Here is a 23889-nt window from a genome sequence, read left to right as displayed (position 1 = left end):
TGGCGCGGCGCCCTCGGCAAGTCCATCGGGGGTGAGCTCGGGCATGGGCAGGGGTTTCTCGATCCGGGCGCGGATCTCGGGGTCCTTCAGCAGGGCGACGCGCATCACCTCGCGGGCGCGCGGTGCGCCGGCCGTGGCCCCGCCCAGGCCGCCATGCTCGACGATGACCGACAGCGCATAGCGCGGCGCGTCATAGGGGGCGAAGGCGACGAACAGGTTGTGGTCCTTCAGCTTCCACTGGACGCTGGCGGAGTTGCGGTCGGCCACGCCGTCATAACTGCGCACCTGGGCGGTGCCGGTCTTGCCGGCCATCATCACGTCCCCCAGGCCAAGCTGGCTCTGGCGATAGGCGGTGCCGGTGACGTCGTTGGCCACGGCGATCATCGCGCCGCGCACATAGTCGATATGCGCCTGCTGGAAGGGCAGGTCGGGCACCGCGGCGCCGCTGGGCAACTCCTTGCCGCCGATCGAGCGGACCAGGCGCGGGTTCAGGGCCTTGCGACCGTTGGCCAGGCGCGCGGTCATCACCGCCAGTTGCAGGGCGTTGACGTTCACATAGCCCTGGCCAATGCCGTAGCTGACGGAGTCGCCGGGCTGCCACACAGGTTCACGCTTCACCGCCTTCCGCTTCCACTCCTTGGAGCCCACGATCCCCTTCTTCTGTCCCGGAATTCCCAGGTCGAAGGTCTGGCCGAAGCCGAGGGCGTGGGCCGCGCGCGCGATGGGATCAGGCCCGATCCGCAGGGCCGTCTGGTAGAAGTAGACGTCGCAGGAGTTCTTGATGGCGTCGTGCATGTTCTGGGAGCCGTGCCCCCCATGCTTCCAGCACCGCCAGGTCCGACCGCCGAAGTACCAGCCCCCCGAGCAGTGGATGCGTGCTTCCGGATTGATGCCGGCTTCGAGGGCGGCCAGGGCCACCGTCGGCTTGAAGGTCGAACCGGGCGGATAGAGGCCCGACATCGCCTTGTCCAGCAGGGGCTTGCGCTCGTAGTTGGCCAGGGCCTGGTATTCGGGCCGGGTCATGCCGCGCACGAAGCGGTTGGCGTCAAAGCTGGGCGCCGAGGCCATGCAGAGCACGTCGCCGGTCCGGCAATCGAGCATGACCACCGCCCCGCTCTCGTCGCCCATCACCTCCAGCGCCCGGGTCTGGATGTCGGCGTCGAGGGAGAGCTGGATCTCGGCGCCGGGGGTGGCGGGGATATCGCCTTCGGAGTCCTGGCGAACCTCACGGCCGTTGGCGTCGACCTCGACCTTCTGGGCGCCGGGCCGGCCGCGCAGGCGCAGGTCGAAGGCCTTCTCCACCCCCTGGCGTCCGATCCGGAAGCCGGGGTGCAGCATGATGGCTTCGGAATTCGGGCCCGTGGGCTGGATATCTTCGCGGTTCACCTTGGCGACGTAGCCGATCACGTGGGCGAAGGCCCCGCCGTGCGGATAGACCCGGACCTCGCCCATGTCGGCGGTGACGCCGGGCAATTCGGGGGCGCGCACATTGATGGCCGAGAACTGCTCCCAGCTCATGTCTTCCATCACCGACACCGGCGAGCGCTTCGGGGCGCGGATCAGGTCCTTGGTCAGGCGGGCCTGGCGCTCGGCGTCCAGGGGCACGAAGTGGGCGAGGGTTTTCACCGTGCCCTCGGGATCCATCTTGCCGTCCTTGGCCACCAGCAGGCGGAAGTTCGGGCGGTTCGAGGCCAGGACCACCCCGTTGCGGTCGACGATCAGCCCCCGCGGCGGCGGCACCAGCCGGAAGTTGAACTGGTTGGAGGCCGACATCTTCTCATAGCGCTGCGCCTCCACGAGCTGGAGGTGGGCCAGGCGGCCGGTGAGCGCCAGCAGGCCCAGGCCCGACAGGCCGCCCATGAGGAAGGCTCGGCGGTGGAAGACCCCCTGCCGCTCATTGACCTCGGTAAAGAAGATAGAGGGCTCGCTCATGCGCCCGATGTCCTAACGGAACCGCACATCGGCGTCTTCGAACCTGTCGATGAGCCTGTGGGCGAAGGGATAGAGCAGTATTGTGGCGAGGAATTGCCAGGCCACCGCGATCAGGCTGGGCGAAGCCCGGGCGTCCAGCCGGGTGAACAGGAACCCAGCCAGGCTGGCGATGGCGCAGGCGGCGGCGAACCAGGCCCACATCATCGGCCGGCTCTGGCCCACCATCCAGTTGCGGGAGAGCAGGACGACGCCATAGGCGGTCAGCAGCGACAGCGCCCAAAGTCCCACCGGCGACCCCCAGAAGATGTCGAGGATCAGCCCCATCAGCAGGACGCCGAAGGGCGCCATGATCGAGGGCCGGATCACCGCCCAGGCGAAGGCCGGGACCATGCAGAACACCGGCTCAGGCAGCTGCAGGCCGAAGACCCGCAGGGGGATGCCGAACAGTAGGGTCCAGCCCAGGCATTGCAGCATGGGAAAGCCAAGCCAGCGCCACGGATCCAGAGGACGGGCGGCCGAGAGGCTCAAAATGGCACCTCCGCCGGCGCGCTCGCCGTGGGGGCCGGCGTCACGGCGGCCGGCGGCGGCGGGGCCGGCTTGACCGCGGGCTTCGGTTTTGGCGGCGCGGGTTTCGGCGTCGTCGGCCTGGCCGGGGCGGGCTTCGGTGGCGTGACCGTGGTGGCCGTGAATGTGGTCGGCGGTTTGGCCGGGAGCGCGCCAGGCGTGGTAGGCGCGCCAACCCCTTCGACAGGTCCGGAGGGCGGCGGCGGCGGCATCTTGTCCAGCTCCTCCTTCTGGGCCTTCTCAAGCTGCGAGAAGTCCTGGAAGAGCAGGATCCGGACGAAGTCGATGGGCGCGGCGTCTGAGGCCAGGATCACCCGCCAGCGACCGTCCAGCCCCTTGACGGCCACCCCCACCGGCAGGCCGCGCGGCAGCACGCCGCCGTCGCCGGAGGTCAGCACCCGGTCGCCCTGCTTCACCGGTTCCTTGCCGCGCAGGTACTCCAGCTTCGGATTGGGGCCGCCGTCACCGGTCAGGATGGCGCGCGCATTGGTGCGGTCGATCATCACCGGGGTGCGCGAGGCGATATCGGTGAGCAGCAGGATGCGGCTGGCGCCCCGGGTCACCCCGATGATCCGGCCGACGAGCCCGCTCTCGCTCATCACCGGATTGCCCGGTTGAATGTTCTTCTCGACGCCGGCGTTCGCCAGGCGAGTGTTGGCGAAGGGGCCCCGGCTGTCGCTCACCGTCCGGGCGGCGACCATCGGGATCGGAGGCTCGGTCTTGAGGCCGAGCAGCGACTTGTAGCGATCATTGGTGTCGCGCAGCGCAATGGCCACATCGCGCCACTGGCGGGCTTCCTTGAGCTCGGCCTTGAGCTTGCGGTTCTCGGAGACCGCGAACAGGTAGTCGCGGATGTTCTCCATGCCCAGGCCCGTCCAGCGGCCGGGCGCCGCGAGCGCGCCGCTGACGGGCGCGGCGACCGCGTCCCCCACCTGGCGGGTCACGCCATAGGCTTCGGACTGGAAGGTCTCGCGGCGGTCGGACATCAGCAGGGCGACGGCGACGACGACGGCCACGATCAGGGCCACCGCGGCTGTCCAGGCCAACGGCACCTTCAGTTCGCCAAACGGACTTTCTCGAAAAGCCACCTAGCCGCCCGTCCTCAGGGTGACGGGACGCCCCGTTTCCCCACGCCGATTTGCAAGTATTACGCCAGCGTCGATTCGAGCACGCCCTTCATCCACTTGGGATGTTCGAGCACCTTGCCGCAGCCCAGCGCCACGCAGGACAGCGGGTCGTCGGCCACCGTCACCGGCAGGCCGGTGTGATCGCGAATCTCGGCGTCCAGGCCGCGCAGCAGGGCGCCGCCGCCGGTCAGCATGATGCCCTTGTCGGCGATGTCGGAAGCCAGTTCCGGCGGTGTGGCTTCGAGGGCCATCTTCACCGCCTCGACGATCTGACCCACCGGCTCGGCCAGGGAGTCCGACGCCTGCTTCTCGCTGATGCGCACTTCGCGCGGCACGCCCTGCATCAGGTCGCGGCCCTTGACCTCGATGGACAGGCCCTCGCCGTCGGCCGGAGCCCGGGCGGTGCCGATCTCCTTCTTGATGCGCTCGGCGGTGGTCTCGCCGATCAGCAGGTTATGGTTGCGGCGCATGTAGCTGATGATCGCCTCGTCCATCTTGTCGCCGCCGACGCGGACCGAACGCGAATAGACGATGCCCGACAGGGACAGCACGGCCACCTCGGTGGTGCCCCCGCCGATGTCGACGACCATGGAGCCGGTCGGCTCATGGATCGGCAGGCCGGCGCCGATGGCCGCGGCCATGGGTTCGTCGATCAGGCCCACGCGGCGTCCGCCGGCGTTGAGGCAGCTGTCATTGATGGCGCGGCGTTCCACCGCGGTGGCGCCGGACGGCACGCAGACGATGACCTTGGGGTTCACGAAGCCCTTGCGGTTGTGAACCTTCCGAATGAAGTACTTGATCATCTCCTCGGCGACTTCGAAGTCGGCGATGACCCCGTCGCGCATGGGGCGGATGGCCTCCATGTGGCCGGGCGTGCGGCCCAGCATCTGCTTGGCCTCTATGCCCACGGCATGGACGATCTTGCGGCCGCCGACATTGCGCAACGCCACCACCGAGGGCTCGTTCAGCACGATGCCCTTGCCCTTCATGTAGATGAGGGTGTTGGCGGTGCCGAGGTCGATGGCGATATCGTTGGAGATGGCGCCGAAGAGGGACGAGATCATGCAGAGCCCTGGAGGGTGGGAGACGGTGACTGCGGGTCTGCGAAGACTTGAGACGCTTCACTCAAGCGACCTGACGAATCAAGCCGCCCAGCGCTTCAGCCTCCGCTTGCAGGACCCCATGCGTGTGCCCTGCCAATGGGTTGATTTCAAGGCTTAATGACAGCCGCAGCTAAACCGCGTCACCGCGCCACCCGCACACGTTCTGGTGAAGCCGCCCAATGGATGATGGCGGGGCGAACACCGATCGGGCGCCCGGCGCTGACGGGCTGAGTGAGCGTTCAAGATGGCTGGCCTGTGTCGCTTCGGAGTGACAGCTTCGCGGGCGCGCGGGGACTAGAACCCTCGTCCACTGAAGCTTGCGGCCGGAGGGCGCTCACATGTCCGGTCAGGCGGTCCTCGGGGTCGAGAAGGCGCGGTTCCTTTACGGGGCCAGCAAGGTCTTCGAGGGGGTGAGCCTGCAGCTTGATGCGGCGCGGACCGCCCTGGTGGGGGAGAACGGCGCGGGCAAGTCGACGCTGCTCAAATGCCTGCTGGGTGAGTTGGAGCTGGACGAGGGCCAGATCATCAAGTCCCGCGGCCTGAAGATTGGCTACGTGCCTCAGGACGTGCCGCCGGGCCTTTCCGAAAAGACCGTGCGCGAGGTGCTGGAAAGCGCCCTGCCCCTCGCCGACGGCAGCGAGGACTGGAAGGTCGATGTCCTGCTGGACGAGATCGGGGTCAGTTACGAGACCGCGCAGCAGGCCTTCGGCTCCCTCAGCGGCGGCTGGCAACGGCTGATGCTGATCGCCGCGGCGGCCAAGCTGGCCGAACCCGACCTGCTGATCCTCGACGAACCGACCAACCACCTGGACCTCTCCAACATCAACACCCTGGAGAGCTGGCTGGCCGACGACGACCGTCTGCCCATGCTGATCGTCAGCCACGACCGGGAGTTCCTGGAGCGGACCACCACGCGGACCATCTTCCTGCGCTCGGATGGGGCCCATTCCTTCAGCGTGCCCTTCAGCCGCGCCCGCGAACAGCTCCTGCACCGCGACGCCGCCGACGCCGTCCGCCGGCAACTGGAGGGGAAGGAAATTGAGCGGCTGGAGAAGGTCGCGGCCCGCTACCGGGTCTGGGGCGTGAAGAACGACGCCTTCCACAAGCGCGCCAAGGCCACCGAAAAGCGCATCGACCGCATCGAGACCGAGCGCACCGAGAGCTATGTCGCTCGCGAGCGCCGGCTGGAGCTGCATGACGGCGAGATCGACGCCAAGGTCGCCCTGCGGGTCCAGGGCCACACGGTCACCGTGCCCGACGGCAGCCGCAAGCTGTTCACCATCGAGCGGCTGAACGTGGCCGCCGGCGACCGCATCGCCATCCTCGGTGTCAACGGGGCCGGCAAGTCGATGCTGCTCAATGCGCTCGCCCGCGCGTACGACCCGGACCAGGAACACTATGACGGCCAGGCGCCGGTGCGGTTCAACCCGCAGGCCCGCCTGGTCTATTTCGATCAGAAGATGGCCGAGCTGCCCCTGAGGACCAGCCTGCTGGACTACCTGACCGCCGCCGATGGGGCGACGACCAAGGACGCCAACGCCCTGCTGGCCAAGGCGGGCTTTCCCTATCACCGCATCAAGGGGCCGATCGCCGACCTCAGCCACGGGGAGCGGGCGCGCCTGACCTTCCTGAAGATGCAGCTGGCCAAGCCCAACCTCTACCTGCTGGACGAACCCACCAACCACCTGGACATCGAGGGCCAGGAGGCGCTGGAGGCCCAGCTTGAGGCCTCCGACGTCGCCTGCCTGTTCGTCTCCCACGACCGCTACTTCACCCGGGCGGCGGCCACCCGGTTCGTCGAGATCCGGCGTGGCAAGCTGATCGAGGTCGAGGGGCCGGACGCGTTCTTCGAGGCGCAGTAGTCAGCGACGCGCCAGCACGACGAACCCGTGCTTCCTGAACACCGCCCGAGCCTCGGGCCCGCTGAGGAACTTCAGGAACGCGGCCGCCCGCGGGTTACGTCCGCCAGCCACCAGGGCGGCCGGATAGACGATGCGCGGATGGCTGGCCTCGGGGAACAGGCCGACGATCTTCACCCGGGGCTCGGCCTTGGCGTCGGTGTCGTAGACGATCCCATAGGGGCTCTCGCCGCGCGCCACGAACTGCAGGGCGGCGCGGACGTTCTCGGCCTGGGCAAGCTTGCCCGAGACGCTATTCCAGACACCCAGGCTCGTCAGGGAGGCCTTGGCGTACCTGCCCGCGGGGACATCCGGTCCGGCGACGGCGAGCCGGCCGCCCCCCAGGGCCTTGGCCAACGGCATGCCCCGGGTGACCTTCAGGCTCACCTTGGCGTCCGCCGGTGCAATGAGGGCCAGGCGGTTGGTCAGCAGGTTTCGCCGGCTGGAAGGGACGATCAGGGCCTTGCCGGCCAGGTAGTCCATCCAGTCGCTGTCGGCGGAGATACAGATGTCGGCGGGCGCGCCCTGCTCGATCTGGCGGGCGATGGCCGGGGAGCCGGCATAGGAGAACCGCGCCGCCCCTCCGGTCCTGGCGGCATAGGCGACCCCCACCTCGTCCAGGGCGTTCTTCAGCGAGGCCGCGGCGAACACGGTCACCGGCCTGTCGGCGGCGAGCGCAGAGGGGCAGGCAAGCATCCAGGCCCCGGCGGTGATGATGGCGATCCGGCGGGTAGGCTTCACGAAAATCCTTGAATCAACTCTCGACGCGCCCCGCTCGCCCCTCAGCCATATAGCTTGGACGAGCCCTTCAGGAACCGCAGATACTGCAGCATCCGGGCGACTTCACGGCCGCTCCGGGGATCGCTCAGCACCACCTCCCACCAGAGGTTCTCAGTCTTCGGGCTTTCGCTGAGCGCCAGGATCCGGGCGTGGGAGCTGTACTCGGTGTCGGCCAGCAGCGGGCCGTCGATATATTCGATCTCGATGGCGCCGTAGAGCCCCACCGCAGGGCCGTCCAGGTCGAGGCGCTGGCGCTGGACGCTGCAGAACAGCTGCACGCAGGCCGAAGGCGGCAGGACGCTGCCCGCGAACCGCTCGTCCTTGCCCTCATAGGCGGGGAGGGGCTCTGTGATGGTGTCGAGGCGCTTGGTGGCGGAGGCCGAGACAATGACGTCCTCCCCCATGGGCGCCAGCTTGAGCTTGCCGAGGATCCGCAGGGTCTCGGCGCCCACGATCCCCTGGCCCTCGAGCCGCTGGCGGACCTCGCTCTGCAGGTCGGGCCCGCCGCAGGAGCCGGTCCCCTCGCCCACGATGTCGCCGGCCTCGTTCTCCATCCAGAGCCGTGCGCGCGCCTCGCCAGGCTGAGCGAACACCCGCACCGCCTCGTTGTCGACGGTGGCGTGCTTGAAGGTCAGGGACAGGGTCCCCCTGCGGAACCAGTCCGGCCCATAGAGTTCCAAGAGCGCCGGTACGAACTGATCCATGTGGACCGACCCGGCCACCGTCCCGCCCCGGAACCCCAGCTTGGAGGCGGTGGCGTCGTCGTGGATCGAGCCCTTGATCTCCTGGGCGAGGTTTCGCGGGCGGCGGAATTCGCCGGAGATTTCAACGGACTCGGCGGCCTGGCTCATGTTTCGCTCCCGGAAGTGGGCCGCTCTTCGGCGGCGCTTGACGCTAGGTTAGCTCTCGACGACCCGATCCACCAGCACCGGAGCGACATAGCCGTCCTCCAGGGTCTTCAACGGATGCGACGCCGTCACGTGGCCCATGAAGGGCGGCCAGATGTCGTAGCCCAGCAGGCGCTGCAGGCGCGGCGACATGGTCTTCACAAGCTCCTGCGGCACGCCGAGGAAGAAGTTCTCCTGGGTCCGGCCCCAGGGCTCGCAATACTGGTTGGTGAAGGCCTGGCGCGGCGCCTTGCTGCGGTTGGCCCCGCCCCGGTGCAGAAGGGTGGCCTGGAAGACGATGGCGGCGCCGGCCGGCATGACCATTGGCTTCAACAGGCCCGGCAGATCCGACGGCTTCAGCGCCGCCACCTCCTCGTCGCTCCACAGGTGGCTGCCGGGGATCACCTCGGTGCAGCCGTTCTCGGTGGTGAAGGCGTCCACCGCCGCGATCAGGCTCATCGAGGCCGGCGGGCGTGGCCGTTTCAGGCGGTAGAAGCCGTCATCGGTATGCACCGCCTGCGCCGTCTCCCCCGGATAGATGCAGATCGCCTGGCTGGCCGAGAGCAGGTAGCCCGGCTGCAGGAAGCGGTCCAGCAGGGCCAGCACCCGCGCGTCCTCGGTCACCTGCTCGAACACCTTGCCCCGCGCCACCAGGGTGTAGACCCGCTCGGTGGCGAAACCCTCGAAGTCGTTGCGGCCCCGGTGCTGTTCCATGTGCGGCGCCAGACCCCGGCGGATGGACGCCAGGGTGTCTGCGTCACAGAAGTCCTCGATCACCGTGTAGCCGTCGCGGTGCAGGGCCTCTGTATGGGCGTCGAGGTCGAAGATCATGGCGTGTTCCCTCCCCGCTCTGTCGGCGGATGGCCCAGCATAGCGCGGCTTACCCCAGGGCTGTCATCACCACACCGATGGCCGTCGCCGTGCCTCCGGCGATCTGGACGAGGGTCAGCTTCTCCTTGAACAGCCGGCGTCCCGCCGCCGCCGCGATCGGCCCCTCGATCACGCCTATGGCGCGCACCTGGCCGGCTGGAGCCAGGGCCAGGGCCGAGAACCAGCAGGCCGAGGCCGCGGTGCCGAAGAACCCCGCCCCCAGCGACTGCTTCCACGACCCCAGCACCGACCGCAGCGCCTGAGGCCGGGTGACGGCCAGGATGGCGCTGAGCACGATGGACTGCAGGGTCTGGGCGACGCAAAGGGCCGCCGTCGCCGAATAGATCGGATGGTCGGGGTCCAGCGCCATACCGGCCTGGCGGTAGCCGTTCAGCGCCACGGCGAAGGCGACGCCCGACGCCAGGCCAAACAGCGAGCCGCTCAGGGCGCCGGTGACCGCGTCAGCGCCACGCGGCCAGGACAGGACCAGCAGGCCGACGGTTGTGGCCGCCAGCCCGGCCCACTGAACCGCGCTCATTTGGTCGCCGAACAGAACAAAGCCCATGATGGCGGCGATCGGCAGCGACGCCTGCTGCATGAAGGTCGCCACCGCGAACCCGGAGTGACGCATGGCCATCAGCAGGGCCGCGGTGGCGCACACCTGGGCGATGGCGCCGGCGGTCACGGCGATGACGAAGCGCGCCGACAGACGCGGGTCCGCGTCTGGGGTCAGGAAGGCTGCCACGGCGAAGATCAGCAGCGAGAACGGCAGGCCAAACAGGAAGCGCACGAGAGTCGCGCCCCAGGGCCCGGCGTCCGCAACCAGTCCGCGCTGCAACGCGTTGCGCGCCACCTGCAGCGGCGCGGCCGCCGCCGTCAGCAATATCCAGAGCATGTCGCAGACCCCCGCTCACCCCCGTCGCGGACGGGGGCGGGAAATTCGCAGATTGTCCCGAGAAACGGGGGGCGGTCAGAACCCGCTGGCGATGGCGTCCGGCGCGCTCTTTTCCTTGCGGACCAGAAGGTTGTTCAGCGCGTTGACATAGGCCTTGGCCGAGGCGGTCAGGGTGTCGGTGTCGGCGGCCTGGCCGGTGGCGATCCGACCGTCCTCCTCCAGACGCACCGAGACCTGGGCCTGGGCGTCGGTGCCTTCGGTCACCGCGTGCACCTGGAACAGGCGCAGGATGGCGGTGTGCGGGACGACCTGGTGGATGGCGTTGAACACCGCGTCCACCGGCCCGTCGCCGGTGGCGGCGCCCGACTTCTCGACGCCATCGACCGTGACGGTCAGCTCGGCCTGCTGCGGGCCCTCGGTGCCGGCTACGACGCGCAGGTGCTTGACCTGGATGCGGTCGGCGCCGCTGGCCAGGGCATCGTCCACCAGGGCGATGATGTCGTCGTCGAAGACGTGCTTCTTCTTGTCAGCCAGATCCTTGAAGCGCTGGAAGGCTTCGTTCAGGGCGTTCTGGCCCAGCTCGTAGCCCAGTTCCTTCAGCTTCTCGCGGAAGCCCGCCCGGCCGGCATGCTTGCCCATCACCAGGTTCGAAGCGCCCTGGCCGACGGTCTCAGGGCTCATGATCTCGTAGGTGCCGCGATCCTTCAGCATCCCGTCCTGGTGGATGCCGCTCTCGTGGGCGAAGGCGTTCTTGCCGACGATCGCCTTGTTGAACTGCACCGGGAACCCGGTGATGGCCGAGGTGTAGCGGCTGGCCCGCGTGATGTGCTGGGTCTCGATATTGGTGAAGTAGGGCAGCTGGTCGCCGCGCACCTTCAGGGCCATGACGACCTCTTCCAGGGCTGCGTTGCCGGCGCGCTCGCCGATGCCGTTCATCGCCACCTCGACCTGGCGCGCCCCGCCCTGCACCCCGGCCAGGCTGTTGGCGACGGCCAGGCCCAGGTCGTTGTGGCAGTGGGTGGACAGGATGATGCGATCGGCGCCGTCCACGTTCTCCAGGATGTCGCGGAAGATGTCGGCGTACTCGCTGGGATACGAATAGCCCACCGTGTCGGGCAGGTTCACGGTGCCGGCGCCGGCCTTGATGGCGGCGTCGACGCAGCGGCGCAGGAAGTCCTGCTCGGTGCGGGTGGCGTCCTGGGCCGACCATTCCACATCGCCGCACAGGTTGCGGGCGTGGGTCACCGACTTGGTGATCATTTCCAGGATGTCTTCCTGGCTGGCGCGCAGGATGTGGTCACGGTGGCTGGGGCTGGTGGACAGGAAGGTGTGGATGCGGCCGCGCTTGGCCGGGCGGATCGCCTCGGCGGCGCGCTCGATATCCGCCACGCCGGCCCGGGCCAGGCCGCAGACGGTGCTCTCGGTGACGATCTCGGAGATTCTGCGGACCGCCTCGAAGTCGCCGTTGGAGGCGATGGGGAAGCCGGCCTCGATGACATCGACCCTCATCTCTTCAAGGATCTTGGCCAGTTCCAGCTTCTCGTCCAGCGACATGGACGCGCCGGGCGACTGCTCGCCGTCGCGCATGGTGGTGTCGAAGACGATGACCCGGTCGCTTTCCTTGCGAACGGTGTCATTGGCGGACGGGGCCTGGTCGGCGGGAGATACGGTCATGGGATCACTTCATTCTTCGCGGGGGTGTTTTAGAAGGCTCGAGCGTCGGGGTCATCCCCTAAGCGCCCGGCCGCGAAGATGCGCAGCTACAGGGGCGCCCAGGGGCGGCTAAGCCCCAGCGTAAGAAGAAGCTGGCTGTGCAGGTGCGAGTGCATGCGGACACGATCTATAGAATCTGCGGCTTCACCGCAAGAGTCTTGCGTCTGACGGCCCTCAGGCGGCCAGTTGCGCAAGAACTCTCCTCACGGCGGGCCGCTCGCCCATCCGCGCGAAGTGCTCGGAGACCTTCGGAAACTGCGCCATGTCGATCCCATCGCGCGGCAGCCAGCCGGTGAGCGTGAAGAGATAGGGATCGCAGATCGTGTAGTCGGCTCCCATCACCCAGGGTCCGGCGAGATATTCCGTCTCGATCAGCGTGAAATGCTCGGCCACCGCAAGGGGCGCCTTGCGGCGCATGTCGGCCAGAGCGACCGGGTCGTCGGCCCAGCGATAGCCGCGATGGCGGTGGGCCGCCGCGACATGGACGGCGCTGCAGAGATAGGTGTTGAAGGCCTGGACCTGGGCCAGGGCGAAGGGGTCGTTCAGCGGCGCGAGGTTCGCCTCCGGATAGGCCTGGGCGACATAGGTCATCAGGGCGGGCGCCTCGGTCAGCACCCCCCGCTCGGTCACCAGGGCTGGCACCCGGCTCTTGGGGTTGATGGCGAGGTACTCGGCCGAGCGTTGCTCGTCTTTCAGGAAGTCGACCTTCACCAGCTCGTAGTCAGCGCCGGCCTCTTCCAGGGCGATGTGGACCGCAAGGCTGATGGTGCCGGGGAAGGAATAGAGCTTGATCATGGCTTGTCAGTCTCCCGCGACTTCAGCCAGCGGCGTGCAAACCAGCCGATGGCGATCCAGAGGGCGGCGACAGCCACCAGCCAGACGATGTGCCTGGTGCTCCCGCCCTTCATGGCCTGGACGATGGAGTTGCCGGCGAAGGCGGTGAGCGCGATTTTCGGGATGATGCCGATGGCCGTCCCGGCGGCGAACTGGATGACGCGCATCGGCGTGACGCCCGCGGCCATGTTGACGACGATGAAGGGCGCCGAGGGCACCAGCCGCACGATCAGGCTCGCCAGAAATCCGTTGCGGCCCACCAGCCCCATGAACCGCTGCATGCTCTCGCCGGAAATGGTCTGCAGGGCGCGGGCCCCGGCGAAGCGACCCAGATAGAAGCCCACCAGCGAGGACACCATGGTGCCGATCCAGCTGTAGGCGAACCCGGTCCAGGGGCCGAACGCCACCACGGCGGCGGCGATCAGCATGAACTGCGGCACGCCGATGAAGGCCAGGAGGGCGAAGGCCGCCACCGCAGCCGGCAGGGCCCAGGGTCCGGTTGCGGTTCCCAGCCACTGCTCGACCGTGGCCTCGCCGTTGAAGCCCAGCACCTGGGCGCCGAACAGGAAGACGATCCCCACCCCGCCAAACAGCACGAAGGACACCGCCAGCGTTCGCCACGCCTGGGCGTCCATTTCGGTCACGAAGCGGAAAAGGCGACGCATGGCCTGCCGTCGCCCATCGCCGCGCGACGGTCAAGCCGGGTTCAGCCTGCGCAGAGGTGCAGGGTCACCGGCGCGGACCAAGGGCCGCCCGCCACGATCATCGAGGGCGGGGTCCCGCCGAGCATGGTGAGCGTGAAGGTCTTGGGCTGCGGCGGTCCCTCCGCCGTGCAGCTCGCATTGATCAAGTAGCCCGTGGGGGTCGGCGAGACCGAGCCGAACCGGCAGCCCACCTCGCCGGCCGTCGAGACCCGGTCGGCGTCGAACACCCACGCGCCCGTCGCGCAGAGGTCGGCCGTGGCGGCCCAGCGGCCGATGAAGGACGCCTGAGTCGGGGCCGGCTGGGGCGGCGCGGGCGGCGGCGCGCCGATTGGCGGTGGGGGCGGAGGCCCCTCGGCCTTTCGCTGACAGGCGGCGACCGATAGCACCGAGAGGATAGCGATCAGGGCGGGTTTCATGACGGCTCCTGTGACCTTTGGGCAAACGGGCGGAAGAATGGCTGTTCCGCGCGGTTCGCGGCTTTGCCTGGGCGCCCCCTTCGGCTACACCCCGGCCCGTTCTTCTTAAACCCTTCGACCGGGAGTTTCCCCGCCATGTCGCTTGAATCCGCCGCGCTGTCCCGCGTTAGTCCCTCCGCCACCCTGGCGGCGGACGCGAAAGCCCGCGAACTCAAAGCCCAGGGCCGGAATGTGATCTCCCTGGCCGCGGGTGAGCCCGACTTCGACACGCCCGACAACATCAAGGAAGCCGCCATCAAGGCGATCCGCGATGGCAAGACCAAGTACACCAATGTCGACGGCATCGTGGAGCTGAAGGAAGCCATCGTCGGCAAGTTCCAGCGCGAGAACGGCCTGACCTACAAGACCTCTCAGGTGAACGTCTCGCCGGGCGGCAAGCCGGTGATCTGGAACGCCATGATCTCGACCCTGAACCCCGGGGACGAGGTGATCATCCCGACCCCGTACTGGGTCAGCTACTGGGATATCGTGCTGCTGGCCGGCGGCACGCCGAAGGCCGTGGCCACCTCAGACGCCACCGGCTTCAAGCTGCAGCCCGCTGACCTGGAAGCGGCCATCACGCCGAAGACCAAGTGGGTGTTCCTGAACTCGCCGTCCAACCCCTCGGGCGCGGCCTACACCAAGGCCGAGTTGCGGGCGATCGCCGACGTGCTGCTGCGCCATCCGCACGTCTGGATCTTGACCGACGACATGTACGAACACCTGGTGTTCGGCGACTTCCAGTTCTGGACCATCGCCCAGGTGGAGCCCGGGCTGTACGACCGCACGCTGACCATGAACGGGGTCTCCAAGGCCTACGCCATGACCGGCTGGCGGATCGGCTACGCAGCTGGTCCCGAGGCGCTGATCAAGTCCATGGCCAAGGTGATGAGCCAGACGACATCCAACCCCTCGTCCATCTCGCAATGGGCGGCGGTCGAGGCGCTGAATGGCACCCAGGACTTCATCAAGCCCAACGCCAAGCTGTTCGAACAGCGCCGCGACCTGGTGGTCTCCATGCTGAACCAGGCCGCCGGCCTGCACTGCCCGACCCCGGAAGGCGCCTTCTACGTCTACCCGTCGGTGGAGAAGCTGATCGGCAAGACGGCGCCCAGCGGCAAGGTCATCGCCAGCGACGCCGACTTCGCCGTCGAACTGCTGGAGCAGGAGGGCGTCTCGGTGGTGTTTGGCGCTGCCTTCGGCCTCTCGCCCTACTTCCGCATCAGCTACGCCACGGCCAACAGCGTGCTGGAGGACGCCTGCGGACGGATCCAGCGCTTCTGCGGCTCGCTGAAATAGGCATGGACGCGGACGCCAGGCGCGCGCTCGCGACCGATATCGACGCCGTCGCCCGGCTGCAGGGATCCTTCGTCCTGCGGTCGGGCGCGGTGGCCACCGAGTATTTCGACAAGTACCGCTTCGAGGCCGACCCCGCCCTGCTGAGACGGGTGGCCGAGGCGATGATCCCGCTGCTGCCGGCCGAAACCGAAATTCTGGCCGGCGTGGAACTGGGCGGCGTGCCCATCGCCACGGCCATGTCGCTCATCAGCGGCATCCCCACCGCCTTCGTGCGCAAGCAGGCCAAGTCCTACGGGACCTGCCTCGCCGTCGAGGGTTCGGATGTCAAAGGGCGCCGGGTGGTGATGATCGAGGATGTGATTTCCACGGGCGGCGCGGTTCGAGACGCCGCGGCGCATCTGGCCGACGCGGGGGCGGTGCTCACCGCCGTGGTCTGCACCCTCTGGCGTGGCGACGGTGAGCCCCGCATCGAGGGAGTCGCCGTTCCGCTGCACCCGGCCTTCCGCAAGGCAGACCTCGAAGGCTAGGGCCTCTCGCGCCAGGCGGCCTTGGCGGCGTCCTTGGTCATGTTGAGCTGCACCTTCTGGTCGATGATCTGTTCGACCCAGGTCAGCGGGATCAGGTGATGCTTCATCCCCGACCCGAAATCCATCTTGGCCAGCTCGATGTCGGTGCCGAGCACATGGTCCACACGGCCAACGTGACCGCCGTCCGAGCCGACGACTTCCATATGTTCGAGGATGTCTGAGGTCTGGATCATGCGCGTCTCCTGGGATTGGGTCAGGGACAAACCCCTGAGAGCGCGGCGGGGTTTCATGACGCCGGCTTTCCAAAGTTTCATCCGCGGCTGGATGCGCGACGTCTTGTCAGAAGCTAGGCTGCATTCATGAGCAAGTTCGCCTCCGCCCTCGCCGCCCTGTTGGTCCTGTCCGCGCCTGTCGCCGCGCAGGCGGCCATCGACGCCAAGCTAGCGCCCGACAGCGTCACCCTCACCGACAATGGCCGCACCGTGCTGGTCTATCGGACCAGGACCAATGACCCGGCCGAGCCTGGCCGCCTCAACTACGTCCACCCGCTCTACGCCCCCGACGGCGCAGTGCTCACCGAGGATCGACCCGCCGACCACCTGCACCAGCGCGGCCTGTTCTGGAGCTGGCACCAGGTGCGGCTCGGCGACGAGGTGGTGGCCGACGGCTGGTTCATGAAGAGCCTGACCTTCTTCGTGCGCGGCACGAAGTTCCAGGGCCAGCCGGACGGGTCGGGCGTCCTCACGGTCGACGTCGACTGGATCGTCACTTCCAAACCCGAGCTGGTCTATGTCGCCCGCGAGATCACCAAGGTGACGGTCCGCCCGGCGACCTCGGCGGGCCAGAGGATCGAGTTCGACACCACCATCACCGCCCGCGCGCCGGGCCTGAGCCTCGGCGGCAGCGACGATGTGAAGGGCTATGGCGGCTTCTCCATGCGGCTGGTCCAACCCGACCGCCTGAGCTTCGCCTCCCGCGGCGAAGCGGTGACGCCGGCGGTCGAGGCCGTGGCGGCCGGCCCCGCCATGGGCTTCGCCTGGCCCGTCGCCAACGCCTACCCGGCCTGGGCCGTCGGCCTGGCCTGCAAGGCCCAGGGCCAGCCGATCACCCGCTGGATCCTGCGCCGCGAGCTCTCCATGCAGAACTGCGTCTTCCCCGGCCGCGCCCCCTACGCCATCCCCATCGAGCGGCCCCTGCACCTGGAATCGACGGTGGTCATCCAGCCCCGGGAGTCGGCGGCGCGATGAACGACATCGTCAATTTCAACAAGGCGAAGAAGGCCCGCGCCAAGCAGGAGGCCAAGTCGCAGGCGGTGGCCAATCGGGCCAAGTTCGGGCGCACCAGGGGCGAGAAGGCCCTCGAGAAGGCTGAGGCCGCGAAGGTCGTGCGCCTGTTGGATGGCGCCAAGCGCGAGGATTAGGCCGCGGCCGCCATCTGGGGCGCGAAGGCGCGCAGGATCTGGCGGTATGTGTCGGGCGGGCTGATCCCCAGCCGCTCACGGGCGCTCTCCAGGGGCTCGGCGAACAGCCGCTCATAGTCCTCCCCCGGCAGCCAGGCCGCGCGGCGTCCGGCCAGGTAGGCGCGCCAGACGGCGGCGAAGAACGGCAGGTCGGGCCGGGTCTGCTTGCCCGTCCGAGCCACGTGCAGGGCGATGAAGGCCAGGCCCAGGCTGCCGGTCTGCGCATAGGAGAAGGCCACCACGCACCCCTCCCCCAGCCCGTCGGTCCCATAGCCGGTCAGCACATGCCAGACATCGTGGATGTCCCGGTTGCGGCGGCCGTACCAGGCGTGAGGATGCTCGTACTGAGGCTGGCCCACAGCGGCCCGCTGGCTGGCGTCGGCCAGGCCCGCGGCTGAGATGTTGTTGCGGGCGATGAAGTCCCGGTAGGCCGCGCCCACCGTGCCGGGCGCGAAACTCCGCAGCCAGGCGTCATCGCCGAACCGCTCGCACAGCTCCACCCGCTCATAGGCCATGCGCCCCCCCTGGGGCGTGGTCAGCAGGCGGGCATAGCCGGCCGGCGGCTTGCGCGAACTCAGGGCCCGGGTGATCTCGAACACATGCTTGGTGTCGCCGGTGGCGCGCAGGCGGCCCAAGGCCGCGATCGCCTCGCCAAGTCCGCGCTTGGGCTCTTCCATGGCGTCCATCCCTTGTTTTCACGAAGGATGCGCCAGACCGAGGCGTTAGAGCAAGAGCTAGGCGGCCATCGCCAGCTGTTCCGAGCTCCAGTCGCGAGCCTCCGGCGGAATAGCGATGTATCGCGTCGCTGACGTGATGTTGAGGCGCTTGCGGGCGGCCTCGAGCGGTTCGTTGAGCAGGCGCTCATAGTCCTCGCCCAGCAGCCAGGCAGCCGCCTTGCCCCGCGTATAGCCTTGCCAGATCGCCTTGGCGTAGGGCTGGTCGCCCTTGCGCGAACGGATCGCCGCGCCGACACCGATCAGGGCCCAGCCCAGGCCGCCGGTCTGGGCGTAGGAGAACGCCACCAGGCAGGCCTCCCCCAGGCCGTCGCGGTGATAGCCCGACAGGATATGCCAGATGTCGTGCACGTCACGGGTGCGGCGGCCCATCCAGGCGTAGGGGTGCTGCAGGTCGATGCCGCCCTGCGCGCCCTCGCGGCTGATCTCGGCGAGGCCTTCGGCGGAGAGTTGCTCGGTGCGCACGAAGTCGCGATAGGCCGCGCCCACGGTGCCGGGCGCGAAGCTGTCGAGCCAGGCGTCGTCCATCAGCTTGTCGGCGAGTTCGGGACGCTCATAGGCGATGCGCCCGCCCTGCGGCGTGGTCAGCAGCTTGAGATAGCCGTCGCGGGTCGCGGTGCCGTTCAAGGCCCGCATGATCTCGAACACCTGGTCGGTGGCCTCCTTGTCGTTCAGAAGGCGACCCAGGGCCTTGAGCGCCACGCGCCACTGCAGGGCGGGCTTGGGCATCGGCTGGGTGGAATAGCGAACGTCAACGACGGCGGTGGTCATGGGAGGGACCTTGCGAACCATGTTCGGATTAAAGGTGACGCCGGCGTCATTTTTTGGCAAGCCCGATTTTCGACAGCGCGCTCTGGTTCGAAGATGTTGCATCCCCGCCGCGACACCTGAGACTAAGGGTGCAAATGCCCAGATTGCGTAAACGCTCGATCCTGCTCGCCGGCCACGCCACCTCGATGGCGCTGGAGCCCGAGTTCTGGGCGGTGCTGGAGGAGATGGCCCAGGACCAGGCGGTGAGCCTGGCCGGTCTGATCGCACGCCTCGACGAGACGCGGGGCGAGCGCCCGTTGGCCTCGGCCTGCCGGGTCGCCGCCCTGGGTTTCGCGCGCCGCTAGGGGGCCTTGCCGGTCGCCACACCTTCGGCGTTCTCGACCGCGGGGACGGGCTCACCCTGAGGCGTGACATTGGTCTTGTCATACCCGATGGCGGCCCAGGCGGTCACCGCCACCAGCAGGGCGAGGATCACCCAGACCAGCGGCGGGATGTTGCGGCTGGTCCCGCGGGGTATCGGATCGCCCGGGTGGTCGGCCGGAGGCGGAGTTTTCGCATCGTCGGTCATGGCGTCACTTCGGAACCGGGATCGGCGCGTCGGGGAGCCTTGGCGCGTCTGGCATCGGTGGCGGTTTGGGCAGGGTCAGGTTGACGTCGACGTTCTGGCCAAGGTCCGCCCCGGCCTGTCGACCCGCATAGGCGAAGTAGCTGATCACGGCGACCGCCACGATCAGCCCGCCCACCAGAAAGGCCAGCCAGGGCCCGGTCCCGTTGGAGCCTTGCGCCACGTTCAGCCGCCCGGTGCTGCGGGGGCCGAGATGTCGGGCGCCTTGATATTGATGTCCACGCTCTTGGACTGGCCGAAGCCACCGCCCGAATACATCATGAAGCCGATGACCGCGACGACCACCAGCAGGCCGCCCACGATGAAGGCCAGGACGGGCGTCCCGCCGTTTCCAGAGTTCTCAGCCAATTTAGCCTCCCAGGTTTAAAGTCGGGAAGACAACGAACCCCAGTGGTCACGGTTCCTTGGGGCGCAGATCACGGCGCGCGGCCCCTTAAGTCGGCGGTCCGATGTGCTACATATGTTCCAATGTCGTCCTATGACTCGTTTGAAGACTCCCCCCTCCCCGCCCCGCGGATCAGCGATCTCGCGCGGGTGCATGGCCCCGACTATCTGGAGGGGCTGAACCCCGAGCAGCGGGCCGCCGTCGAGGCCACCGAGGGCCCGGTCCTGGTGCTGGCCGGCGCCGGCACCGGCAAGACCCGGGTGCTGACCACGCGCCTGGCCCACATCCTGGCCACCGGTAAGGCCAAGCCGTGGGAACTGCTGGTGGTGACCTTCACCAACAAGGCGGCGCGCGAGATGCGCGAGCGGATCACCGCCATCATCGGCCCCCAGGCCGAGGGCCTGCGCTGGCTGGGCACCTTCCACTCGGTGGCCGCCCAGGTGCTGCGCCGCCACGCCGAGCTGGTGGGGCTGAAGTCGAACTTCACGATCCTGGACACCGACGACCAGGAGCGCCTGATCAAGCAGGTGCTGGAAGCCGAGAACGTCGACGCCAAGCGCTGGACACCCAAGACCCTCGCCGGGCTGATCGACCACTGGAAGAACCGCGGCTGGACCCCGGACCGCCTGCCGGCCAACGAGGGCAAGGAGTTCGCGAACGGCAAGGGCCAGGCCCTCTACCGCCTGTACCAGGAACGCATGCGGGTGCTGAACGCCTGCGACTTCGGCGACCTGCTGCTGCACAACCTGACCATCTTCATGAGCCAGCCCGAGGTGCTCGCCGAGTTCCATCGCCGGTTCCGCTACATCCTGGTGGACGAGTACCAGGACACCAACGTCGCCCAGTACCTGTGGCTGCGCCTGCTGGGCCAGGCCAGCCAGAACGTCTGCTGCGTGGGCGACGACGACCAGTCGATCTACGGGTGGCGTGGCGCCGAGGTGGACAACATCCTGCGCTTCGAGCGCGACTTCCCGGGCGCGACCGTGGTGCGCCTGGAGCGCAACTACCGCTCCACCAGCCACATCCTGGCGGCGGCGTCGGGCCTGATCAGCGCCAACAAGGGCCGGCTGGGCAAGACCCTGTGGACCGAGCAGAACGGCGGCGAGAAGGTCATCGTGCGCGGGGTCTGGGACGGCGAGGCCGAGAGCCGGCTGATCGCCGACGAGATCGAGCGCGCGAAGAAGGGCGGCGCCGAGAAGGAGCCGCGCAAGTACCGCGACATGGCCATCCTGGTCCGCGCCTCCTTCCAGATGCGCGCCTTCGAGGAGCGCTTCGTGCTGCTCTCCATCCCCTACACGGTGGTGGGCGGGCCCCGATTCTTCGAGCGCGCCGAGATCCGCGACGCCCATGCCTATCTGCGGCTGATCCAGTCGCCGGACGACGACCTGGCCTTCGAGCGCATCGTCAACACCCCCAAGCGGGGGATCGGCGACACCACGGTCCAGAAGCTGCTGCAGATCGCCCGCCTGAACGGTGTGCCGGTGATGACGGCGGCCCGCGAGGTGGTGCTCACCGACGAGTTGGCGGCCCGCACCCGCACGGCGCTGTCCAACTTCCTGCGCGACCTCGACCGCTGGCGGTCCCAGGCCGAGACCCTGCACCATGCCCGCCTGACCGAGCAGGTGCTGGAGGAGAGCGGCTATACCGACGCCTTGCGCCTGGACAAGACGCCCACCGCCCAGACCCGGCTGGAGAACCTCAAGGAACTCGTCCAGTCGATGGGCAATTTCGACACCCTCCAGGCCTATCTGGAGCACGTCTCCCTGGTGATGGACATGGATCGCGGGCCGCAGGCCGACGCGGTGCAGATCATGACCCTGCACGCCGCCAAGGGCCTGGAATTTCCCCTGGTCTTCCTGCCCGGCTGGGAGGAAGGCGTCTTCCCCTCCCAGCGCAGCATGGACGAGAGCGGCGAGAAGGGCCTCGAGGAGGAACGCCGCCTCGGCTATGTCGGCATCACCCGGGCGCGGGAGGAGGCGCGCATCTCCTTCGTCGCCAACCGCATGGTCTATGGCCGCTGGACCAGCCAGCTGCCCAGCCGCTTCGTCGATGAACTGCCTCTCGCCAATGTCGAGGCGTCCTCGGAGACCGGCTACTACGGCGGCGGCCCGGGCATGCAGCAGCAGCACGGCAGCACCTGGGACTCCACCCCCGCCTTCGGCTCCGGCTACTCCTCCCCCGGCTGGCAGCGCGCCCAGTCGCGCGGCTACCAGGGCAGCCATCCGGGCCGCCAACAGGTGATCGAGGGCGAGGGCCGCCTGGTGGCCGAAAGCTCGGCGGCCAGCGACTACAAGCGCGGCGACCGCGTCTTCCACCAGAAGTTCGGCTACGGCCAGGTGAAGGGCGTCGACGGTAACAAGCTCACCGTCGCCTTCGACAAGGCCGGCGAGAAGAAGGTCATCGACAGCTTCGTGGAGAAGGGGTGACAGATCGAATCCTTCTCCCCTTGCGGATAAGGGAACCGAACTAGGCCGGCACAGCCTCCGGCGCGGGCGCGGGCGCCACGGTCGGCGGCAGGGTCGAGATTTCCGGGGGCTCCCCGCCGTCCTTGAAGGCCACGTGGATGTGGCTCTTGCCCAGGTCCTTGCCGAGGAACTCCAGGCCCGTCGGGATGATCCGGGCGTAGCTCTCCAGGTCCTTGGTCTCGATGACGATGGTCTGGCCGAACTTGGTGTCGGTCAGCTTAATCACCGGCGGCATGGCCTCCAGGCCCAGGAACGACGAGAAGCCGTTGGTGGTCAGGATGCCCAGCTGGCGCCATTTGCCCGGCTGCGGATCGACGCCGTTCCAGTTCAGGCCCAGCGAGGTCGAGGAGATGTGGTCCACCTCGATGTCGGTGATGCCGATAAGGTTGGCCACAGGCCACTGCTGGAAGAACCAGGTGTCGACGCTGCCGGCCGAGCAGAAGTCCTCGCTGACGATCTTCGGCCAGGTGTCGCGGATCGCCTTGGCCCGCGCATTGAACAGCTGGAAGTAGCCGTTGGGCTCCAGGTTCACCTTGTCGAACTGGCCCTCCACCGGGGCGTTGTCGCGCCGCGCGGTGAAGTAGAGGCAGCCGGGGTTCCAGGAATGACCGAACATCACGTCGCGCAGTTGCGGGTTCACGGCGATGTCGGCGTCGGTGAAGACGATCCAGTCCGGCTCCTTCAGAACCGCCAGGCCGTCATTGAGCATCTTGCCCTTGTTGAAGGCGTGGTCGTCATCGAAACAGCGGTCGGAGATCACCACCGTGGCGCCATGCTCGGCGGCCACCTCCTGGGTGCGCAGGTCGGTGGAGGTGGTGACCACGATCATGTCGTCGAACTGGTCGATGTTGCGGGGCAGGGTCTGGGCCAAGGCTTCGCCATAGCCGACCGAAACCAGCACGCAGGACAGCTTCTTGGGCTTGGTGGAGTTGTGGCCGATGCCGACCCGGCGGCCGGCCCCGTCATTGCCGACATAGTTGTCGCGGCTCTCGACCTCTCGCTTCTGCTTGTGCAGTTCGCGATCGAAGATCTCGTAGTTGTGCTTCTTGATCGCCGGGCTGCCCAGCTTGCGCAGGATGTCGCGGTGCTGCGGGCTGATGATGTCGCGCTCCAGGATGTCCAGCTGCGACGGACCGGGCTGGGCGAGCGCGCAGTAGTTGCAGAGCTCGAGCTGGTCGCCGAAGTCGCCCGGCTGGCGCTGCCACCAGCCGTGCTCGACCGGCCAGGCGTGTTTCCCGCCGAAGTACAGCCGGTCTATGGCCCCGGCGACCTCGCAGAAATAGGCGCCCTTGTCGTTGATGGTCGCCGACCAGAGCTTCTGGACCCAGCAGTTGTCGCGGTTCTGCTCCCACTGCAGCTCGGAAATCCCCGTCGCGGCGATGTAATCGGCCCGGGTGATCAGCAGCGCCTGGTGCTGGCCGGCGGACTCGTGGGTGTTGGTGTTGAAGTGGCTGTAGACCGACATGATGGTCTCGTAGTTGCGGTAGAAGCCCGCGCCGAGACTGGTCCACAAGCCGCGGCCGTTCGAACGGTCGAACAGGCGCTCGTTGGCGAAGTCGTTGAAGTCCTTGATCGGGAACTTGCCGTTATTGGTGTTGTCTCCGCCCCACAGCTCGGCGAAGCGCAGCGAGATCTGCTCGAAATTGGCGTGCAGGGTCGGCTCGCCGGCGATGATGCCGATCAGCTTGTTGGGGCCGTTCCAGCCCTCCATGCTCTGCACGGCGCGCTCGAAGGTCTCCAGCTCCATGTCCGCCCGCTGGGTCTGGTGCGGGATCAGCCGGGTGCAGTTGGAGCACTTCAGATGGCACTTGGTGCTGATGTCGATCTGGACGATGTCCATGTCGGCGGGCGATCGCATGGTG

General features: G+C 68.0%; 26 protein-coding genes. 7 read left to right on the top strand and 19 right to left on the bottom strand.

The annotated features are described in order from the left end of the window. The 4 genes from mrdA to OCL97_RS18445 form a co-directional block, all read right to left on the bottom strand. Window positions 1-1932 (bottom strand): penicillin-binding protein 2 (gene mrdA / locus OCL97_RS18460; protein WP_377371281.1); only part of this gene is annotated, 1932 nt, incomplete at its 3' end. A gap of 12 nt (window positions 1933-1944) precedes the next feature. Then, window positions 1945-2460, bottom strand: a complete 516-nt coding sequence (locus tag OCL97_RS18455) for a hypothetical protein (protein WP_304780190.1) — start codon at window positions 2458-2460, stop codon at window positions 1945-1947. Continuing rightward, window positions 2457-3584 carry a rod shape-determining protein MreC gene (gene mreC / locus OCL97_RS18450; RefSeq protein ID WP_377371280.1) on the bottom strand — a complete coding sequence of 376 codons (1128 nt, stop codon included), beginning with the start codon at window positions 3582-3584 and terminating at the stop codon, window positions 2457-2459. The genes OCL97_RS18455 and mreC overlap by 4 nt, the downstream gene beginning before the upstream one ends. Before the next feature lie 59 nt (window positions 3585-3643). Beyond that, window positions 3644-4687 carry a rod shape-determining protein gene (locus OCL97_RS18445; protein ID WP_215341221.1) on the bottom strand — a complete coding sequence of 348 codons (1044 nt, stop codon included), beginning with the start codon at window positions 4685-4687 and terminating at the stop codon, window positions 3644-3646. A 377-nt stretch (window positions 4688-5064) separates the two neighbouring features. On the opposite strand from OCL97_RS18445, the gene OCL97_RS18440 reads away from it, so the two are divergent. Then, a complete protein-coding gene (locus tag OCL97_RS18440) occupies window positions 5065-6588 on the top strand; it encodes an ABC-F family ATP-binding cassette domain-containing protein (RefSeq protein WP_305703652.1) in 1524 nt (507 codons plus the stop codon). On the opposite strand, the gene modA is transcribed toward OCL97_RS18440, so the two are convergent. The 8 genes from modA to OCL97_RS18400 all read right to left on the bottom strand — a co-directional run bounded on the left by modA (window position 6589) and on the right by OCL97_RS18400 (window position 13723). Next, window positions 6589-7365 carry a molybdate ABC transporter substrate-binding protein gene (gene modA / locus OCL97_RS18435; protein WP_377371279.1) on the bottom strand — a complete coding sequence of 259 codons (777 nt, stop codon included), beginning with the start codon at window positions 7363-7365 and terminating at the stop codon, window positions 6589-6591. Between the two features lie 41 nt (window positions 7366-7406). Further along, window positions 7407-8255: a hypothetical protein gene (locus tag OCL97_RS18430; RefSeq protein ID WP_377371278.1), complete on the bottom strand. Its 849-nt coding sequence runs from the start codon at window positions 8253-8255 to the stop codon at window positions 7407-7409. Window positions 8256-8303: 48 nt separating this feature from the next. Next, entirely contained in the window at window positions 8304-9122 is an 819-nt protein-coding gene (locus tag OCL97_RS18425; protein ID WP_377371277.1) for a phytanoyl-CoA dioxygenase family protein, read from the bottom strand. A gap of 49 nt (window positions 9123-9171) precedes the next feature. Continuing rightward, window positions 9172-10056, bottom strand: coding sequence for a DMT family transporter (locus OCL97_RS18420; protein ID WP_377371276.1), 885 nt, complete (start codon window positions 10054-10056; stop codon window positions 9172-9174). A 75-nt stretch (window positions 10057-10131) separates the two neighbouring features. Further along, on the bottom strand, window positions 10132-11730 hold the full coding sequence (locus OCL97_RS18415; RefSeq protein ID WP_305338624.1) for a 2-isopropylmalate synthase: 1599 nt from the start codon (window positions 11728-11730) through the stop codon (window positions 10132-10134). Between the two features lie 213 nt (window positions 11731-11943). Beyond that, a complete protein-coding gene (locus tag OCL97_RS18410; RefSeq protein WP_377371275.1) occupies window positions 11944-12564 on the bottom strand; it encodes a glutathione S-transferase family protein in 621 nt (206 codons plus the stop codon). Beyond that, on the bottom strand, window positions 12561-13268 hold the full coding sequence (locus OCL97_RS18405; RefSeq protein WP_377371274.1) for a TVP38/TMEM64 family protein: 708 nt from the start codon (window positions 13266-13268) through the stop codon (window positions 12561-12563). The genes OCL97_RS18410 and OCL97_RS18405 overlap by 4 nt, the downstream gene beginning before the upstream one ends. A 41-nt stretch (window positions 13269-13309) precedes the next feature. Then, on the bottom strand, window positions 13310-13723 hold the full coding sequence (locus OCL97_RS18400) for a hypothetical protein (protein ID WP_305761733.1): 414 nt from the start codon (window positions 13721-13723) through the stop codon (window positions 13310-13312). 135 nt (window positions 13724-13858) lie between these two features. On the opposite strand from OCL97_RS18400, the gene OCL97_RS18395 reads away from it, so the two are divergent. Both OCL97_RS18395 and pyrE read left to right on the top strand, forming a co-directional pair. Continuing rightward, window positions 13859-15061 carry a pyridoxal phosphate-dependent aminotransferase gene (locus tag OCL97_RS18395; RefSeq protein ID WP_377371273.1) on the top strand — a complete coding sequence of 401 codons (1203 nt, stop codon included), beginning with the start codon at window positions 13859-13861 and terminating at the stop codon, window positions 15059-15061. A gap of 2 nt (window positions 15062-15063) precedes the next feature. Further along, window positions 15064-15588 (top strand): orotate phosphoribosyltransferase, encoded by a 525-nt coding sequence (gene pyrE / locus OCL97_RS18390; protein WP_377371272.1) that lies wholly within the window; start codon window positions 15064-15066, stop codon window positions 15586-15588. Here pyrE and OCL97_RS18385 read toward each other — a convergent pair. Continuing rightward, window positions 15585-15821: a DUF2171 domain-containing protein gene (locus OCL97_RS18385; RefSeq protein ID WP_304779217.1), complete on the bottom strand. Its 237-nt coding sequence runs from the start codon at window positions 15819-15821 to the stop codon at window positions 15585-15587. The two genes, pyrE and OCL97_RS18385, sit on opposite strands and share 4 nt — an antisense overlap. Window positions 15822-15947: 126 nt before the next feature. Here OCL97_RS18385 and OCL97_RS18380 point away from each other — a divergent pair, with 126 nt between their 5' ends. Together OCL97_RS18380 and OCL97_RS18375 are read left to right on the top strand one after the other, a co-directional pair. Further along, window positions 15948-16835: a DUF6807 family protein gene (locus OCL97_RS18380; RefSeq protein WP_377371271.1), complete on the top strand. Its 888-nt coding sequence runs from the start codon at window positions 15948-15950 to the stop codon at window positions 16833-16835. Then, entirely contained in the window at window positions 16832-17008 is a 177-nt protein-coding gene (locus OCL97_RS18375) for a DUF4169 family protein (RefSeq protein WP_377371270.1), read from the top strand. Before OCL97_RS18380 ends, OCL97_RS18375 begins: the two co-directional genes overlap by 4 nt. On the opposite strand, the gene OCL97_RS18370 is transcribed toward OCL97_RS18375, so the two are convergent. Both OCL97_RS18370 and OCL97_RS18365 read right to left on the bottom strand, forming a co-directional pair. Beyond that, window positions 17005-17724 carry a Coq4 family protein gene (locus tag OCL97_RS18370; RefSeq protein WP_377371269.1) on the bottom strand — a complete coding sequence of 240 codons (720 nt, stop codon included), beginning with the start codon at window positions 17722-17724 and terminating at the stop codon, window positions 17005-17007. The genes OCL97_RS18375 and OCL97_RS18370 overlap by 4 nt on opposite strands. A gap of 57 nt (window positions 17725-17781) precedes the next feature. Further along, entirely contained in the window at window positions 17782-18552 is a 771-nt protein-coding gene (locus OCL97_RS18365) for a Coq4 family protein (RefSeq protein ID WP_377371268.1), read from the bottom strand. Between the two features lie 134 nt (window positions 18553-18686). Between OCL97_RS18365 and OCL97_RS18360 the strand changes: the two genes are divergently transcribed. After that, window positions 18687-18896, top strand: coding sequence for a ribbon-helix-helix domain-containing protein (locus tag OCL97_RS18360; protein ID WP_377371267.1), 210 nt, complete (start codon window positions 18687-18689; stop codon window positions 18894-18896). Here OCL97_RS18360 and OCL97_RS18355 read toward each other — a convergent pair. Genes OCL97_RS18355 through OCL97_RS18345 form a run of 3 tightly spaced genes read right to left on the bottom strand, consistent with a single transcriptional unit; the run spans window position 18893 to window position 19525 of the window. After that, the gene (locus tag OCL97_RS18355) at window positions 18893-19120 is read right to left on the bottom strand and encodes a hypothetical protein (protein ID WP_377371266.1); all 228 of its coding nucleotides are present in this window, start codon (window positions 19118-19120) and stop codon (window positions 18893-18895) included. The genes OCL97_RS18360 and OCL97_RS18355 overlap by 4 nt on opposite strands. Window positions 19121-19124: 4 nt before the next feature. Beyond that, window positions 19125-19340: a hypothetical protein gene (locus tag OCL97_RS18350; RefSeq protein ID WP_377371265.1), complete on the bottom strand. Its 216-nt coding sequence runs from the start codon at window positions 19338-19340 to the stop codon at window positions 19125-19127. A gap of 2 nt (window positions 19341-19342) precedes the next feature. Continuing rightward, entirely contained in the window at window positions 19343-19525 is a 183-nt protein-coding gene (locus OCL97_RS18345) for a hypothetical protein (protein WP_377371264.1), read from the bottom strand. Window positions 19526-19645: 120 nt separating this feature from the next. On the opposite strand from OCL97_RS18345, the gene OCL97_RS18340 reads away from it, so the two are divergent. Continuing rightward, window positions 19646-21988: a UvrD-helicase domain-containing protein gene (locus OCL97_RS18340; RefSeq protein ID WP_377371263.1), complete on the top strand. Its 2343-nt coding sequence runs from the start codon at window positions 19646-19648 to the stop codon at window positions 21986-21988. Between the two features lie 40 nt (window positions 21989-22028). On the opposite strand, the gene OCL97_RS18335 is transcribed toward OCL97_RS18340, so the two are convergent. Beyond that, complete coding sequence (locus OCL97_RS18335) at window positions 22029-23885, bottom strand: hypothetical protein (protein ID WP_377371262.1); 1857 nt, start codon at window positions 23883-23885, stop codon at window positions 22029-22031. Between the last annotated feature and the right edge of the window lie 4 nt (window positions 23886-23889).

This window comes from Phenylobacterium ferrooxidans (assembly GCF_042714595.1).
Lineage (GTDB): Bacteria > Pseudomonadota > Alphaproteobacteria > Caulobacterales > Caulobacteraceae > Phenylobacterium > Phenylobacterium ferrooxidans.
The sequence above is the reverse complement of the archived record's forward strand: the minus strand, read 5'-3'. Positions and strand labels throughout refer to the sequence as shown.

Bases quoted from the DNA above. Each gene is read 5' to 3' on its own strand.
- OCL97_RS18445 (WP_215341221.1), bottom strand. From the start codon at position 4,687: ATGATCTCGTCCCTCTTCGGCGCCATCTCCAACGATATCGCCATCGAC.
- OCL97_RS18440 (WP_305703652.1), top strand. From the start codon at position 5,065: ATGTCCGGTCAGGCGGTCCTCGGGGTCGAGAAGGCGCGGTTCCTTTAC.
- OCL97_RS18430 (WP_377371278.1), bottom strand. From the start codon at position 8,255: ATGAGCCAGGCCGCCGAGTCCGTTGAAATCTCCGGCGAATTCCGCCGC.
- OCL97_RS18425 (WP_377371277.1), bottom strand. From the start codon at position 9,122: ATGATCTTCGACCTCGACGCCCATACAGAGGCCCTGCACCGCGACGGC.
- OCL97_RS18420 (WP_377371276.1), bottom strand. From the start codon at position 10,056: ATGCTCTGGATATTGCTGACGGCGGCGGCCGCGCCGCTGCAGGTGGCG.
- OCL97_RS18415 (WP_305338624.1), bottom strand. From the start codon at position 11,730: ATGACCGTATCTCCCGCCGACCAGGCCCCGTCCGCCAATGACACCGTT.
- OCL97_RS18410 (WP_377371275.1), bottom strand. From the start codon at position 12,564: ATGATCAAGCTCTATTCCTTCCCCGGCACCATCAGCCTTGCGGTCCAC.
- OCL97_RS18405 (WP_377371274.1), bottom strand. From the start codon at position 13,268: ATGCGTCGCCTTTTCCGCTTCGTGACCGAAATGGACGCCCAGGCGTGG.
- OCL97_RS18400 (WP_305761733.1), bottom strand. From the start codon at position 13,723: ATGAAACCCGCCCTGATCGCTATCCTCTCGGTGCTATCGGTCGCCGCC.
- OCL97_RS18395 (WP_377371273.1), top strand. From the start codon at position 13,859: ATGTCGCTTGAATCCGCCGCGCTGTCCCGCGTTAGTCCCTCCGCCACC.
- pyrE (WP_377371272.1), top strand. From the start codon at position 15,064: ATGGACGCGGACGCCAGGCGCGCGCTCGCGACCGATATCGACGCCGTC.
- OCL97_RS18385 (WP_304779217.1), bottom strand. From the start codon at position 15,821: ATGATCCAGACCTCAGACATCCTCGAACATATGGAAGTCGTCGGCTCG.
- OCL97_RS18380 (WP_377371271.1), top strand. From the start codon at position 15,948: ATGAGCAAGTTCGCCTCCGCCCTCGCCGCCCTGTTGGTCCTGTCCGCG.
- OCL97_RS18375 (WP_377371270.1), top strand. From the start codon at position 16,832: ATGAACGACATCGTCAATTTCAACAAGGCGAAGAAGGCCCGCGCCAAG.
- OCL97_RS18370 (WP_377371269.1), bottom strand. From the start codon at position 17,724: ATGGAAGAGCCCAAGCGCGGACTTGGCGAGGCGATCGCGGCCTTGGGC.
- OCL97_RS18365 (WP_377371268.1), bottom strand. From the start codon at position 18,552: ATGACCACCGCCGTCGTTGACGTTCGCTATTCCACCCAGCCGATGCCC.
- OCL97_RS18360 (WP_377371267.1), top strand. From the start codon at position 18,687: ATGCCCAGATTGCGTAAACGCTCGATCCTGCTCGCCGGCCACGCCACC.
- OCL97_RS18355 (WP_377371266.1), bottom strand. From the start codon at position 19,120: ATGACCGACGATGCGAAAACTCCGCCTCCGGCCGACCACCCGGGCGAT.
- OCL97_RS18340 (WP_377371263.1), top strand. From the start codon at position 19,646: ATGTCGTCCTATGACTCGTTTGAAGACTCCCCCCTCCCCGCCCCGCGG.
- OCL97_RS18335 (WP_377371262.1), bottom strand. From the start codon at position 23,885: ATGCGATCGCCCGCCGACATGGACATCGTCCAGATCGACATCAGCACC.